This window comes from Bombilactobacillus bombi, assembly GCF_003522965.1.
Taxonomy (GTDB): Bacteria; Bacillota; Bacilli; order Lactobacillales; family Lactobacillaceae; genus Bombilactobacillus; species Bombilactobacillus bombi.
This window is the reverse complement of sequence record NZ_CP031513.1, coordinates 224,344-238,557: the sequence shown is the minus strand read 5'-3', so window position 1 is coordinate 238,557 and position 14,214 is coordinate 224,344. Positions and strand designations below refer to the sequence as shown.

The window sequence follows — 14,214 nt, the reverse complement described above, 5'->3', positions numbered from 1 at the left end:
GCAAAAATTGCCAGCCTTTTAATTACATTATTGTTAATTAAATATTAGGGAACTGCTAAAAGTAATTGGGTAAACGAATGTGTCAAAAATGCCGAGTAGCGAATCATAATTGATGCTAGCCAGGAATGATTGAGTGCTTTTTGTAAGCCATAAATAGGTACTAATGCTAAAACATATAAGACTACAAATATAGCTACATAATTACAGACAAAAGATAATAAAGCACTACTTACACGGTTAAGATCGGCTTCTAAAGGATAAAAAGTTAAATCATATAAATAAGCCCCAATAATCCGTGTAATAATCCAACCCCCAAATAACACCAGTAAAAAGGCAATGCCACAGTAAAATGAGCGATCTAAACTCAAACTAACCTTTTGACTAAAAAATGCAAAATAACTATGCGGGGAAGCTGATGGATACGGCACAATTAAATCCAATTTAGGTCCTAACCAACGACAACTTAGATAGGCCAAAATAAAACTAATTGTATATCCAATTGTATAAATTGCCTGCAGCACTAATCCTCTTCTAACACCAACGTAAACGCCATATGCTAGAATCAGAATAATTAATCCACTTACCATTCTTACACCCTAATATTCGTATTTTATTGCTCGTCTGGCTGATCGTCAGCAGAAAAAGTATTCAACACTTCTTGAACCATATCCCATTCAGCTTCATCTTGAATAGGTTCCAAGTCACCAGAAGTCACATCACCATTTTCATCAGGTGTATAACTAAAAGCTTGGATTTCAATTTCATCTTCAGTCTCATCACTAGCTCGATACATCAAGACGTAAGATTTGCCATAATCTTCTGCATCAAAAGTAAATAATACACGATAAGCTTCTTCATTACCTTGATCGTCACTTAGGATAATTTCACGATCATCATTGTCTATTGGATTTGCCATAACTAACCTCTCTAATTATGCGGTTGTGAATTTTGATATGATAAACGGTCTAAATAATTTTGCAAAATCATTACTGCCGCTAGTTCATCAATAACTTGATGCCTTTTTTGACGGGAAACGTCGCCTTCTTCAATTAACATTCGCGAAGCTTGAACAGTTGTTAAACGCTCATCAATGTAATCTACTGGTAAATTAAATTTTTCAGCAATCATATTACCATAATTTCGTGATTTTTCAGCACGTTCACCAATAGAATTATTCATATTCTTCGGAAAGCCGACGACAAATTTTTCAACTTGATACTTTTTCACTAATTGCGCTAAGCGTTCTAAACCATATTCTTCTTGATCTTCATTAATTCGAATAATTTCAACTCCTTGAGCAGTCCAGCCTAATAAATCACTCACAGCTACACCGACTGTTTTAGAGCCAACATCTAATCCCATTATTCTCACTTATTTACCTCATGATGGTCATGTTCCAAATAAAAACGCACTAATTCTTCAATAATTTCATCACGTTCATGCTTTAATATCAAGTTGCGGGCATCATTATACCGTGGAATATAAGCTGGATCACCGGATAATAAGTAACCAACAATCTGGTTGATAGGATTATAGCCCTTATCTTCCAATGCTTGATAGACCTTTTTTAAGGTATCGCGCACATCTTGACGACGACTTTCGTTAAAATCAAAACTCATTGTATTGTCTAATGAACTCACAAGCTTTCACCCCTTTTATATCCCCTATCATACTCAAAAAACAAAATAACCACAAATATTATTTTTCTACTGGTTGTATTTTAGCAATTAAATACCACTTCACAACTATTAATTAAACTATCAATAAAAACTTAATTTAATAATTTTTTAGCTGCTTGTATTGCATCCTGTAAACCAGCAGGATTTTTACCACCAGCTTGAGCCAATTGGTCACGACCGCCGCCGCCGCCATTAATTTTAGGAGCAATTTGCTTAATTAAATTGCCGGCTGTAATACCAGCCGTGATTGCTTTTTCATCAACTGCAACTAATAAATTAGCTTTCGCGTCATTTTTAGCTCCTAGTACTAGGATATCGGAATTATTCTTATTTTTCCAATCATCAGCAATTTGGCGTAATTCTTTCATATCTTTAACTGGTGCAATAGCCGCTGTCAAGCTCCATTGGCCAACTTGTTCCACTTGATCTAAAATATTGCCTGCTTGTTGTTGTACTAACTTCGATTGCAAATTATCTAATTGTCTTTGAGTAGTCTTCAATTCTGTATTAATTTGTTCCACTTTTGCAGGAATATCTTTAGTTTGTGCAGTTTTTAATTGCTCTTTTACTGCTGTTAAAGTACTCATTTGATCTTCATAATATTGCCAAGCTTCTTGACTCGTTACAGCTGTAATTCGACGTACGCCCGCACCTGTGGAAGCTTCCGCGGTAATTTTAAATAAACCAATCTCCGCAGTATTGGCAACATGAGTACCACCGCAAAGCTCTAGCGAAAAGTCACCAATCTTGACGACTCGGACTTGATCGCCATATTTATCATCAAATAAAGCAATAGCTCCCATTTTCTTGGCAGAATCTAAATCAGTTTCAATAGTTTCCACCGGAATTTCTTTCCAGATTTGCTCATTAACAATTTGTTCAATTTGAGCCAATTGTTGAGCTGTCACTTTCTCTAAACTAGTAAAATCAAAGCGTAAATAATCTGGTTCTACTAACGAACCGGCTTGATGGGTATGTGGACCTAATACATTTCTTAGCGCTTGATCTAATAAGTGAGTGGCAGTGTGATTACGGCGAACTTTTTTGCGAAAAGTTTCATCAATTTCTAGATGATATTGTTCGTTAATTGTTAAAGGTGCTTGAACAGTTACAAAATGTAAGTTTTGACCATTTGGAGCATGTTGAACATCATCAACTTGTGCAACTATTTCGCCGTTGCTATCCTTAATCACTCCAACATCAGCAACCTGACCACCCATTTCAGCATAAAAAGGAGTCTGATCAAAAATTAATTGCGCCGATCCTTCAGCAATCTGGTCTACAGCTTGATCATGAGCAATAATATTTTTGAGAGTACATTGATCACTGCTGAAGCGGTCATAGCCGACAAATTTACTTGGAGTTTTAATTGACATCAACAACTTGTCTTGTGAGCCCATAGATTGTTGATGACCGCGAGCTTGCCGAGCACGTGTTTTTTGCTTTTCCATTTCAGCATTAAACGCATCTTTATCGACACTCAAGCCTTGTTCTTGGGCATATTCAACTGTTAATTCATAAGGAAATCCATAAGTGTCAAATAAACGAAAGGCTGCTTGTCCACTTAAGACAGCACTATTGTTAGCTTTCACTTGTGCAATTTCCGCATTTAATAAATCTAAACCTTCACTCAAAGTCTTTGCAAAACGTTCTTCTTCTGAGCGAATAACTTTTTGAATAAAATCTTTTTGTTGTAAAATTTCTGGATAATAGCTTTCCATAATTTTACCAACTACTGGCACTAATTGGTACAAAAATTCATGATTAATACCCAATTTTTGTCCATTTAAGGCTGCCCGCCGAATTAAGCGGCGTAAAACATAGCCTCGACCTTCATTAGATGGAATCGCCCCATCTCCAATCGCAAAAGTAACTGCACGTGCATGATCCGCAATAATCTTAAAAGCTACATCATCTTCAAGATTAGCAGCATAATGTTTATTAGCGCTTAGTTTTTCTGTTGCTTGAATAATCGGCATAAACAGATCAGTTTCAAAGTTAGTCGGAGCATCTTGAATTACGGAAACAATCCGTTCTAATCCCATACCGGTATCAATATTCTTATGTGGTTGATCAACAAAACGCCCATCTGGCAAATGATTAAATTGTGAAAAAACAATATTCCAAATTTCCAGATAACGAGCATTTTCGCCCCCAGGATAGTTTTCAGGGTCATTTTCAGCGACATCATTATTTTCTTGCCCGCGATCAAAGAAAATTTCTGAATCAGGACCACTAGGACCGACGCCAATATCCCAAAAGTTATCTTCATCTTTAAAAATATGATTCGGACTAACACCTTGTTTAATCCATAAATCATAAGCTGTGGTATCTTTCGGATAAACTGTAATGTAGAGTTTTTCAGGATCAAAATCAAACCACTTTGGACTGGTCATCAATTCCCAAGCCCAAGCAATTGCCTCATCTTTAAAATAGTCACCCACAGAAAAGTTACCTAACATTTCAAAAAATGTCTGGTGACGAGCAGTGCGTCCAACATTTTCAATATCGTTGGTACGAATACTCTTTTGGGCCGAAGTCAGACGCGGATTTTTGGGAATAACTTCTCCATCAAAATATTTTTTAAGCGTTGCTACTCCCGAATTAATCCAAAGCAATGTTGGATCATTTTGAGGAATTAAAGATGCACTAGGTTCAATTGTGTGTCCTTTAGTTTTAAAAAAGTCAAGAAACATTTGCCGTACTTGTGCACTAGACATTTTTTTCATTTATATTGCCTCCAAACAAAAACAAAATCGTTGCCGTTCAAGGACGCCCCAGCGCGGTACCACCTTGATTGCAACGATTTTGTCGTTTGCCTCTTTAAATTTTCTTAGTTGTATCGATTTATGGTAGCATTACTAGCCAATTTTTAGATAGTCACACCAACCTATCCTCTCTGAAAAAAATCCAACTAATAATATGTCCACACAAATAATAATCACAATTAAGCTAAAAGTCAAATTTTAAATCTTATTTTGTTGTTTTTTCAGCTTACGCAAGCGTTGGCGTTCTGAACGTTGCTCCAATTTTCGTTTTTGTTGGCGATCATTTTGAATTGCCTGCTTAATTTTTTTACGATAACCCGGCTTTTTCTTGCGCTTTTCTTTCTTAACTAATCCCTTTAAAGTAGGATCTAATGTTTGATTATGTGCAGTCCGCTGTTTACGGCGATCATGCGGCTTAGCTGTTGCGATTTCTTTATTTTTAATTTCTTTATAACTAAATTTAATACCTAGTTGTTCTAAATGCGCAATTTTGTCTTCTTCATCAGGACCATATAAAGTAATGGCAATCCCGCTCATTTGATTACGACCTGTTCGACCTACACGATGAACAAAAAACTCGTCTTCATTAGGTATTTCAACATTAATAACATGGGAAACACCAGGAATATCAATCCCTCTAGCTGCTAAATCAGAAGCAACTACATATTGATATTCCATTTGTTCAACAGCTTTCATTGTTCTTTTTCGTTCTCGCGGAGTTAAATCGCCATGGATTTTCGCTACTTTTAAGCCTTGAGCTGCTAAATAATCATAAATTTGATCAACCGCTTTTATTGTATTGGCAAATATTAAGGCTAAATAAGGCTGTCCCAATGTGAGAAGTTGATATAAAACTGCATTCTTATCGCGGCCTTTAGTAAATAGTGCCCAATTATCGATATTAGGTGCAATTATTGTTGGTACTTCCAGTCTTTCAATAACTGGTTGATGTAAATATTTTTTCAAAAATGGTTGTAATTTTTGGGGAATTGTAGCCGAAAAAACTAGCGTTTGTAATTTTTGGGGCATGCTGCTGGCAATCTTATCAACGCTGGGCAAAAATCCCATATCTAATGTCATATCTGCTTCATCAATCACAAAATATTTAACCGTTTGAACTTGTAGAACATGATTATTGATTAAATCCCAAATTCTACCTGGTGTGCCAATAACAATTTGTGGTTGCCATTGTTGCAAATGTTTTATTTGTTTTTGTTTATCGGTGCCGCCCACATAAAAACCAATGTGTAAAGTTTGGGGTGCTTGTTGGATAATAGTTTCAGCTGCAGTCCGAATTTGATAGGCCAACTCTCGACTAGGCGCAGTGATTACCAATTGTACCTGCAAATCAGACGTTATCTGACTAAGTAACGGTAGTAAATAAGCATGCGTTTTACCACTACCAGTTTGTGCTTGCGTAATCACATCTCGACCGGCCATAATTATTGGTATAACCTGTTCTTGCACAGGTGTGGGATGTTGAAAGTTGATTTTAGTTAATGCCGAATTAATAAAATTCGGCCAATGATACTCGGCAAATGTTGCCATAGAATATAACCTCATTATTTAAATTGTTGTTGCAAAGTAATCAGTTCTGTAAAAATTTGTTGCATTTCAGCTTCATCTTGTGCCTTAGCTCCACTAGCCAGAGGATGACCACCACCGTGATGAGCAGCGGCCAAATCATTGATCGCGGGTCCTTGAGAGCGCAAATGTACTCGATAAGTGCCATCTAATTGTTCCACACCCATCACCCAACTATGAACACCCTTCAGGCGACCAGGAGTTGAGAAAATCACATGGGCATCATCAGTTGTTAAATCCAATGAATTTAATAAAGATTGCGGAATAATTAATTTAGCCGCTCCACTATCATCAACTTCTAAGTGATCATAAACATATCCTTGCAAGCGAGCTTGATTTAAAGTTATTTCCCCCATTTTTAAATTAATGAGATTCGCATCGAAATCAAAACTCACTAACTGAGCTGCTACTGCTAGAGTATGAACTGTCGTACTAGGATACAAAAAGCGTCCAGTATCTCCTACAATTCCGGTATATAAACTTGCAGCCACCCTTGCAGTCATCCGCAGTTTATTTCCCGCAGTATTGATTAAATCTGCAATAATTTCTGAACAGCTTGAAGCACTGGTATTGACATAGCGTAAATCTCCATAAGGATCAACATTGGGATGGTGATCAATTTTAATTAATTTTGCACCTTGATGATATCGTTGATCACTTATCCGAGGCCGATTAGCTGTATCTACAACAATGACCAAGGCATCTTGATAATCAGTATCCTTCACTGTATCCATTGTACTAATCCAGTCTAAATCCCCAACACCTTCACCAGCTAGTAAGACATTTTTTTGTGGATAAGTAGCACGGATGCTTTCTGCCAAGCCTAATTGGGATCCTAAAGCATCTGGATCCGGATTAACATGACGATGAATGATAATCTTAGATGAAATTGCAATTTGGTCAATAATTTCTCCAAAAGTATTCATATGATTCCTCCTAAAATAATTCGATTTCTTCAAAACTTTGTTCCCGTAAATTAGTCATTGTCACCCCAATTAATCGCAGGGGTTGTGTTTGCAAATTCAAAAGTGCAAATAATTCCTGGCTAGTTTGAAAAATAACATCTGCATCGCTTGTAGCTTGTGCTAAAGTACGGCGCCGTGTATAAGTGACAAATTCTACCGTTCGCACTTTAATCACAACTGTTTGCCCAATAAGATGTTTTTGTTGAAGATTTTTAGCTACCTGCTGTGCCATTTTTTGAAATATTTTTTGTGCTTGCTGATCATTAAATACTGGCCGATTAAAGGTTTGCTCACGCCCAATAGATTTACTTTGGCGCTGTGCCTTAACTGGCTCATTATCAATACCGCGCGCACGTTGATAAATCATAAAACCAGTTTTACCAAATTTTCTAGTTAAAAAATCAAATGATGTTTGTTGGAGATCTCGGCCAATTTGCAACCCTAATCGATTTAACTTTTCTTGAGTCGCATGACCAATACCGTGAAATTTACTAATCGGCAAAGGTGCCAGAAAGTTCCGTGCTTGTGCGCTGGTTACTACTGTTCTCCCAAAGGGCTTAGCATAATCAGATGCCATTTTTGCTAGAAACTTATTGTACGAAATTCCCACAGAACAAGTCAAATGCAAGTGACGTTTGATCGTTCTTTGAATAATTAAAGCAATCTGAATCGGATCATTTAAATGCAACTTATTAGCTGTTACATCTAAATATGCTTCATCTAAAGCTACTGGCTCCCAAGTATCTGTTACTTGGGTAAAAATTTGATGAATTTGATTTGATACTTGTCGATATAAAGTGAAATTAGGCGAAGTAAATAGTAATTCTGAAAATGGGATTAATTCCACAGCCTTAATAGCTGGCATCGCTGAGCCTACACCATATTGACGTGCCCGATAATTAGCCGTTGTAATTACACCGTGTCCATTATGTTGACGTGGATCAGGCGCAATCACTAAAGCTTTTTGGCGATATTGTGGATGCTCGCGTTCTTCTACAGAAGCATAAAAAGCATCCATATCAACATGAATAATTTGGCGGCTATCGTTAATAATTTCAGGTAATTCTAAAAAACTCATTGAACTGATTCTGGTCCCCAAATCCATTCATTACCATCATGTGCTAACAATTCCACGCTGCTTTGAGGACCAAAACTATTACTATAGTAATTAGGAAATTCAGCTTTTACTTGATCCCAACGCTGGCGAATTTGATCAATAAAACGCCAAGTATATTCTTGCTCTTGCCAATTAGTAAAGTTAGTCTGATTACCTTGAATGATATCAATCAGTAATTTTTCATAGGCTTCTTGCGAATTAGTCATTTCTTCAGCAGACTGTTGAAAGTTCAACTTGTGCAAAAAAGGATGTAAACCCATACCTGGATTAGTGCCATTAATAGTTAAGCTTATTCCTTGTGTCGGTTCAACAAAAATACTTAAAACCATTGGTTGGGTATTACCTTTACGTAACTGATCACGTGTAAAAATTTTATTACTACTAGTTTTAAAGACCAAATCAATGCGCGTAGTTTTTTGGCGCAATCTTTTTCCACTGCGCACATAAAAGGGCACTCCCCGCCAACGTGGATTATCAATCATAATTTTACCGGCAACAAAAGTTTCAATATTGGAATTATCAGCAACATTATCTGCTTGACGATATGCTGTTTGGTTTCCCCTTTTATCGACACCATACTGACCACGAACAAAATTATGATCAACTTCTGAAGCTGAGTAAAGCGGCAATTGCGCAAATAGCGCACTTTTTTGCTGATGAACGGCTGCTGAAGAAAATTCGGCTGGTTTTTCCATCGCAATCAAACCCAAAATCTGTAAAGCGTGATTTTGAATCATATCGCGCAAAGCACCTGCTGTTTCGTAATAACCAGCACGTTCGCCAACACCTAAGGTTTCGGCAAGTGTAATTTGAACATTGCTCAAATATTGATGATTCCAAATAGCTTCCAAAATCGGATTAGTGAAACGCAGCATTGGTAATGCTTGAACCATTTCTTTTCCTAAGTAATGATCAATTCGATAAATTTGCTCCTCTTTAAAGGTAGCGGCAATGCTATTATTTAATTCCGTAGCACTTTGCAAATCACGTCCAAAGGGTTTTTCAATTACTAATCGATTATAGCCACTTTTCGTTAATAAACCTTCAGAATTAATATGACTAGCTACCGTGCCAAAAAAGCGTGGCGCCACCGCCATATAAAAAATTTGATTTTCTTGAGTTTGATATTGATCACTCAATTGTAATGCTAATTTTTTTAAGGCCACGTAATGACTTGCATCATTGACATCATGTGATTGATAGTAAAAGTGCTGTGCAAAAGCGGAAATCTTTTCTTGATCGCCGATGTCAGCTCCAATTGATTCCATCACAGTTTGGCGAAAATACTCATGACTCCAAGGTCTTCTTGCAGTACCAATCACCGCAAAATGTTCTCTTAAATAGCCTTTGATGTAAAGTTTGAATAAAGCTGGATATAGCTTGCGATGGGCTAAATCGCCAGAGCCGCCAAAAATAATAAAAATTGTTCGTTGTTCTTTTGCCATAATCTTCTCCTGCAGCTTTTATAAAAAGATCACTCTCATAATTAAGTTGATTGCTTTAATTGACATATCTTAAAAATTAAATGTAAAGCTAATTATATTTTACACCGCTAAGTTCTAGAATCCACAATAAACGATGGCTAAAACTATTTTACAACACTTATAAAAAAACACTAATTAACCTAAAGCTCTTATTAAGCTTGGATTATTAGTGTCTTGATAGTAATAATTTAATTCATAGTAACGTGTCAAAAATTAAATTATTGGGCTGTAATATTTATTACATGTTTATTAATCTTCTGGCTTAGCTTCAGCGTTGTCAGCTTTTGGTGCATCTGTCGTAGGTGCTTTTTCTTCTTTAACTGGCTCAGCAGCATCTGCAGGAGCTGTAGTTGGTTTTGCCTCAGAATCAGCTTGGGTATCTGCTTCTTTTGTTTCTGCTTTTGCGGAATCACTATTCGCAGATGCAGCTGCAGTATTTCGACTTACCGTCCGAATAGCAGAACGACTAAACGTTAAATAAATCCCATCACAGTCCAAAACAACTGTTTTATCGGTATCATTCATTGAATCAATTACCCCATGCAAACCGCCAATAGTTACAACCGGATCGCCAACTTTAATTTGGTTGAGCATTTCTTGACGCTGTTGTTGTTGCTTCTTTTGGGGACGATACATTGTAAAGTACATTAAGGCAAACATTATAATGATAATAAAAATCATCGAATAACTACCACTATTATTTGCTGCTGCTAATAATTTCAATTCTTTCACCTCATTAAAAATTTAACTTTACTCCATTCTAACAAACAATTAGCGCTTGCACACTATTATGCTAAAAGTTCTTAGCATTTTTTTGATTGAAGCCATACTTTTCAAAGACTTGGTCACGCAATTCTAGTAAGTTATCATCAACAATTGCTTGCCGAACTTGGGCCATTAAATGAATTAAATAGTACAGGTTATGATAACTAGTCAAATGAATTCCAAAAGTCTCATCCACCTGTAATAGATGGCGAATATAAGCGCGCGTATAGTTGCGGCAAGCATAACAATCACATTCAGGATCTAAAGGTGTAAAGTCATGAGCATACTGAGCATTTTTGACAACCAAACGGCCTTGTGATGTCATACAAGTTCCATTACGAGCTATTCGAGTCGGCAAAACACAATCAAACATATCAATGCCGCGAATCACACCATCAATTAAAGAGTCAGCTGTTCCAACTCCCATTAAATAACGTGGTTTGTTTTCTGGCAATAATGGCGTTGTAAAATCTAAAACATGGTTCATCTCCGCTTTAGATTCACCTACTGATAAACCGCCAATCGAATAACCGGCAAAATCCAAACTTGTTAAGTCATGGGCACTTTGTTGGCGTAAGTCTTGATAACCGCCTCCTTGAACAATACCAAAAATACCTTGAGTATCTGGATTACGATGGGCTTTTAATCCCCGTTCAGCCCAACGCGATGTGCGTTCTACAGAAGCTTTTAAATAATTATAAGACTCAAAAAAGGGCGGACATTCATCCAAACTCATCATGATATCTGGACCTAAATCATTTTCAATATGAATTGCCTTTTCTGGTGATAAAAACATTTTTTGACCATCTAAATGGCTTTTAAAAGTGACCCCTTCTTCACTAATCCCACGTCTTTTGGCTAAAGAGAAAACTTGAAAACCACCAGAATCAGTCAAAATTCCTCGATCCCAATTCATGAACTGGTGTAAGCCCCCAGCTTCTTTAACTAACGGTGAACCAGGGCGCAACCATAAATGGTAAGTATTAGCTAAAATCACTGAAGCTCCCATTTCTTTTAGTTCTTCAGGAGCCATTGTTTTCACGCTAGCTTGAGTGCCTACGGGCATGAAAATTGGTGTGGGAAAAGTTCCATGGGGCGTGATTAATTCTCCTAAACGCGCTCCTGTATGTTTTTCTTTTTTAATTAAACGATATCTAATTGGTTGTACCATAACGACCTCATACTAAAATTATTTGATAAACATTGCATCTCCAAAACTAAAGAAGCGATACTTTTCTGCTACAGCATGTTGATAAGCATTCAGAATATTTTCTCGACCAGTAAATGAAGCTACTAACATGACAAGGGTTGATTTAGGTAAATGAAAATTAGTAATAAATTCATCTACAACCTTCCACTGATAACCAGGTTTAATAAAAATATCCGTCCAACCGCTATCAGCTTTAATCTCGCCATCAAACTTGGTGCCAATTGTTTCTAAAGTTCTAATAGATGTTGTACCTGTAGCTACAATTTTACCGCCATTTTGGCGTACTTCATTCAAAATTTGAGCAGACTCGGCAGTTAACCGATAAAATTCACTATGCATTTTATGCTCATCAATATTTTGTTCAGAAACCGGCCGAAAAGTTCCTAGGCCAACATGTAAGGTCAAATAGACTAACTTAATACCCTTGTCTTGAACTTTTTGTAATAAATCTTTGGTCCAATGTAAACCTGCCGTGGGAGCAGCAGCTGATCCTTCTTCGCGGGCATAAACGGTTTGATAACGGTTAGGATCATCTAATTTAGTCTTAATATAAGGTGGCAAAGGCATTTCTCCTAATTCTTCCAAAATTTCCATAAAAATGCCTTCATAATCAAAATGAATCATGCGTCCGCCATGATCTAATTCTTGCGTTACGGTAGCGGTTAATTTGCCATTGCCAAAGTCCACCTTAGTTCCTATCGGTGCCCGTCGCGCGGGTTTCATCAAAACTTCCCAATCATCACCTTCAGTGTTATTCAATAGTAATACTTCTAAATGAGCTTGTGTATCTTCTTTAACTCCATATAAGCGTGCTGGTAATACTTTAGTATCATTCATCACCAAAGCATCACCAGGATTCAAATAATCTAAGACATCATAAAAATGTCGATCTTGATAAGCACCGCTTTGATGATCTAAAACCAACAAGCGCGATTGGTCACGTTTTTTTAAGGGGGTTTGTGCAATTAATTCCTGAGGTAAATCATAATCAAAATCATCCAAAGTAAGCATCATTATTCTCCATTCTGTTGTGGTGGTTTAATTCCCAAATGTTGATAAGCCTTGACAGTAACCACTCGACCACGCGGTGTCCGCTTTAAAAAACCTTGTTGCAGCAAATAAGGTTCATAAACTGCTTCCACAGTTTCTTGTTCTTCACCGATGTTAACGGCCATTGTTTTAAGACCTAAGGGGCCACCATTATATAAGTCAATCATCATCTGCAATAATTTGCGGTCGATTTGGTCTAAACCTGCAGTATCAACCTGCAGCTGATTGAGGGCACTGGCAGCATTTTGGGCGGTAATTTGCTTTTGTCCAGCCACTTGGACAAAGTCTCGTACTCGCTTTAATAATCGATTAGCTACTCGTGGAGTGCCTCGTGAGCGGCGGGCCATTTCATGAGCACCTTCATCTGCAATGGCAATATTTAATACATCAGCTGAACGCTTAATAATTAAAGTTAATTCTGATTCATCGTAATAAGCCATATGTTCAATAATCCCAAAACGACTTCTTAAAGGCGCTGATAGTTGACCAGCTCTTGTTGTCGCTCCAATCAAAGTAAATGGCGGCAAAGGATAGTGAATCGAATGCGCATCTGAACCTTGGCCAACTACAATATCAATAAAAAAATCTTCCATTGCTGAATATAAAATTTCCTCAACATTTTTCGGCAGACGATGAATTTCATCAATAAACAAAACATCCCCCGGCTGCAGTTCACTTAAAATTGCTACTAAATCGCCGGCTTTTTCAATTGACGGACCTGTGGTTGAACGCAAATTAACCTGAAGTTCATTAGCAATTACCAAAGCTAATGTCGTCTTTCCCAATCCAGGAGGACCATATAATAATACATGGTCCAGCGCTTCTTTGCGCTTTTGGGCAGCTTGAATATACACTTGTAGTTGTTTTTTAACTTTATCTTGGCCAATATATTGCCGTAAATATTGCGGTCGCAGCGTTTTTTCAACTGCCGCCTCTTGTTCACTTAAGACGTGATCACTGGTAATTTCTGTTTCACTCATTCAACCACCTCCATTATCTTAATAATTGTAATCCGGCTCTTAAATATTCCCCTGCATCTTGACCTGATAGTTTTTGCAATTGTGGCTTAATTTTTTCAATTTCTCGATTACTATAACCTAACGCTATCAAAGCTTGTAAACCATCTTTAAAGGCGGAATTTTCTGAATCCATTGTTAAATCTAATGTTGGTGTATCAAGATTAGGGTCCACATTTAGTTGGGGTAACTTATCTTTTAAATCTAAAATAATTTGTTGAGCAGTTTTCTTACCAACACCAGGAAACTTAGTCAAAAATTTAGCATCGTTTTGGGCAATAGCTTGAATTAAACCCTGGTGATCATTATCAGCTAAAATGGCTAAAGCACTTTTAGGGCCAATACCTGAAACAGATGTCAACTGTTGAAAAAGTTGTTTTTCAGCCAAATCAAAAAAACCATATAATGATTGATCATTATCACGAACTATTTGTTGTACATAAACTGTATTAACTCGATCTTGCTGATAACGATAAGGATTGGCTACTAAAACACGATAACCAACTCCACTAGCTTCGACGACAATATATTGAGGACAAACATAAGTAACAGTACCTTTTAAATACTCAAACACAA

At 37.0% G+C, this 14,214-nt stretch carries 14 protein-coding genes; all 14 read right to left on the bottom strand.

Going from position 1 to position 14,214, the window contains the following annotated elements; all coding sequences use genetic code 11:
* Positions 1 to 44: 44 nt before the first annotated feature.
* A complete protein-coding gene (locus DS830_RS01215; protein WP_118899267.1) occupies positions 45 to 587 on the bottom strand; it encodes a CvpA family protein in 543 nt (180 codons plus the stop codon).
* A 23-nt stretch (positions 588 to 610) separates the two neighbouring features.
* Positions 611 to 916 carry a DUF1292 domain-containing protein gene (locus DS830_RS01210; protein WP_118899269.1) on the bottom strand — a complete coding sequence of 102 codons (306 nt, stop codon included), beginning with the start codon at positions 914 to 916 and terminating at the stop codon, positions 611 to 613.
* An 11-nt stretch (positions 917 to 927) separates the two neighbouring features.
* Positions 928 to 1,371, bottom strand: a complete 444-nt coding sequence (gene ruvX / locus DS830_RS01205) for a Holliday junction resolvase RuvX (RefSeq protein ID WP_118899271.1) — start codon at positions 1,369 to 1,371, stop codon at positions 928 to 930.
* Positions 1,368 to 1,640 carry an IreB family regulatory phosphoprotein gene (locus DS830_RS01200; RefSeq protein ID WP_118899273.1) on the bottom strand — a complete coding sequence of 91 codons (273 nt, stop codon included), beginning with the start codon at positions 1,638 to 1,640 and terminating at the stop codon, positions 1,368 to 1,370. The genes ruvX and DS830_RS01200 overlap by 4 nt, the downstream gene beginning before the upstream one ends.
* 131 nt (positions 1,641 to 1,771) lie before the next feature.
* A complete protein-coding gene (gene alaS / locus DS830_RS01195) occupies positions 1,772 to 4,408 on the bottom strand; it encodes an alanine--tRNA ligase (RefSeq protein WP_118907976.1) in 2,637 nt (878 codons plus the stop codon).
* Positions 4,409 to 4,645: 237 nt separating this feature from the next.
* Positions 4,646 to 5,995, bottom strand: coding sequence for a DEAD/DEAH box helicase (locus DS830_RS01190; protein WP_118907975.1), 1,350 nt, complete (start codon positions 5,993 to 5,995; stop codon positions 4,646 to 4,648).
* A 14-nt stretch (positions 5,996 to 6,009) separates the two neighbouring features.
* Positions 6,010 to 6,957: a DHH family phosphoesterase gene (locus DS830_RS01185; protein WP_118907974.1), complete on the bottom strand. Its 948-nt coding sequence runs from the start codon at positions 6,955 to 6,957 to the stop codon at positions 6,010 to 6,012.
* A 10-nt stretch (positions 6,958 to 6,967) separates the two neighbouring features.
* A complete protein-coding gene (dinB, locus tag DS830_RS01180) occupies positions 6,968 to 8,074 on the bottom strand; it encodes a DNA polymerase IV (RefSeq protein WP_205526790.1) in 1,107 nt (368 codons plus the stop codon).
* Positions 8,071 to 9,558 carry a glucose-6-phosphate dehydrogenase gene (zwf, locus tag DS830_RS01175; RefSeq protein ID WP_118907973.1) on the bottom strand — a complete coding sequence of 496 codons (1,488 nt, stop codon included), beginning with the start codon at positions 9,556 to 9,558 and terminating at the stop codon, positions 8,071 to 8,073. Before zwf ends, dinB begins: the two co-directional genes overlap by 4 nt.
* 288 nt (positions 9,559 to 9,846) lie before the next feature.
* Complete coding sequence (gene yajC, locus DS830_RS01170) at positions 9,847 to 10,278, bottom strand: preprotein translocase subunit YajC (protein ID WP_118909072.1); 432 nt, start codon at positions 10,276 to 10,278, stop codon at positions 9,847 to 9,849.
* A 112-nt stretch (positions 10,279 to 10,390) separates the two neighbouring features.
* Positions 10,391 to 11,533: a tRNA guanosine(34) transglycosylase Tgt gene (gene tgt / locus DS830_RS01165; RefSeq protein ID WP_118907972.1), complete on the bottom strand. Its 1,143-nt coding sequence runs from the start codon at positions 11,531 to 11,533 to the stop codon at positions 10,391 to 10,393.
* A gap of 18 nt (positions 11,534 to 11,551) precedes the next feature.
* Positions 11,552 to 12,586, bottom strand: a complete 1,035-nt coding sequence (queA, locus tag DS830_RS01160) for a tRNA preQ1(34) S-adenosylmethionine ribosyltransferase-isomerase QueA (RefSeq protein ID WP_118899284.1) — start codon at positions 12,584 to 12,586, stop codon at positions 11,552 to 11,554.
* Complete coding sequence (ruvB, locus tag DS830_RS01155) at positions 12,586 to 13,602, bottom strand: Holliday junction branch migration DNA helicase RuvB (protein ID WP_118907971.1); 1,017 nt, start codon at positions 13,600 to 13,602, stop codon at positions 12,586 to 12,588. Before ruvB ends, queA begins: the two co-directional genes overlap by 1 nt.
* 13 nt (positions 13,603 to 13,615) lie before the next feature.
* Positions 13,616 to 14,212: a Holliday junction branch migration protein RuvA gene (gene ruvA / locus DS830_RS01150; protein WP_118899287.1), complete on the bottom strand. Its 597-nt coding sequence runs from the start codon at positions 14,210 to 14,212 to the stop codon at positions 13,616 to 13,618.
* Positions 14,213 to 14,214 lie beyond the last annotated feature (2 nt).

Excerpts from the sequence above, each read along its gene's own strand:
- DS830_RS01215 (WP_118899267.1), bottom strand. The coding sequence starts at position 587 with ATGGTAAGTGGATTAATTATTCTGATTCTAGCATATGGCGTTTACGTT.
- DS830_RS01210 (WP_118899269.1), bottom strand. The coding sequence starts at position 916 with ATGGCAAATCCAATAGACAATGATGATCGTGAAATTATCCTAAGTGAC.
- alaS (WP_118907976.1), bottom strand. The coding sequence starts at position 4,408 with ATGAAAAAAATGTCTAGTGCACAAGTACGGCAAATGTTTCTTGACTTT.
- DS830_RS01190 (WP_118907975.1), bottom strand. The coding sequence starts at position 5,995 with ATGGCAACATTTGCCGAGTATCATTGGCCGAATTTTATTAATTCGGCA.
- DS830_RS01185 (WP_118907974.1), bottom strand. The coding sequence starts at position 6,957 with ATGAATACTTTTGGAGAAATTATTGACCAAATTGCAATTTCATCTAAG.
- dinB (WP_205526790.1), bottom strand. The coding sequence starts at position 8,074 with ATGAGTTTTTTAGAATTACCTGAAATTATTAACGATAGCCGCCAAATT.
- zwf (WP_118907973.1), bottom strand. The coding sequence starts at position 9,558 with ATGGCAAAAGAACAACGAACAATTTTTATTATTTTTGGCGGCTCTGGC.
- yajC (WP_118909072.1), bottom strand. The coding sequence starts at position 10,278 with ATGATTTTTATTATCATTATAATGTTTGCCTTAATGTACTTTACAATG.
- tgt (WP_118907972.1), bottom strand. The coding sequence starts at position 11,533 with ATGGTACAACCAATTAGATATCGTTTAATTAAAAAAGAAAAACATACA.
- queA (WP_118899284.1), bottom strand. The coding sequence starts at position 12,586 with ATGATGCTTACTTTGGATGATTTTGATTATGATTTACCTCAGGAATTA.
- ruvB (WP_118907971.1), bottom strand. The coding sequence starts at position 13,602 with ATGAGTGAAACAGAAATTACCAGTGATCACGTCTTAAGTGAACAAGAG.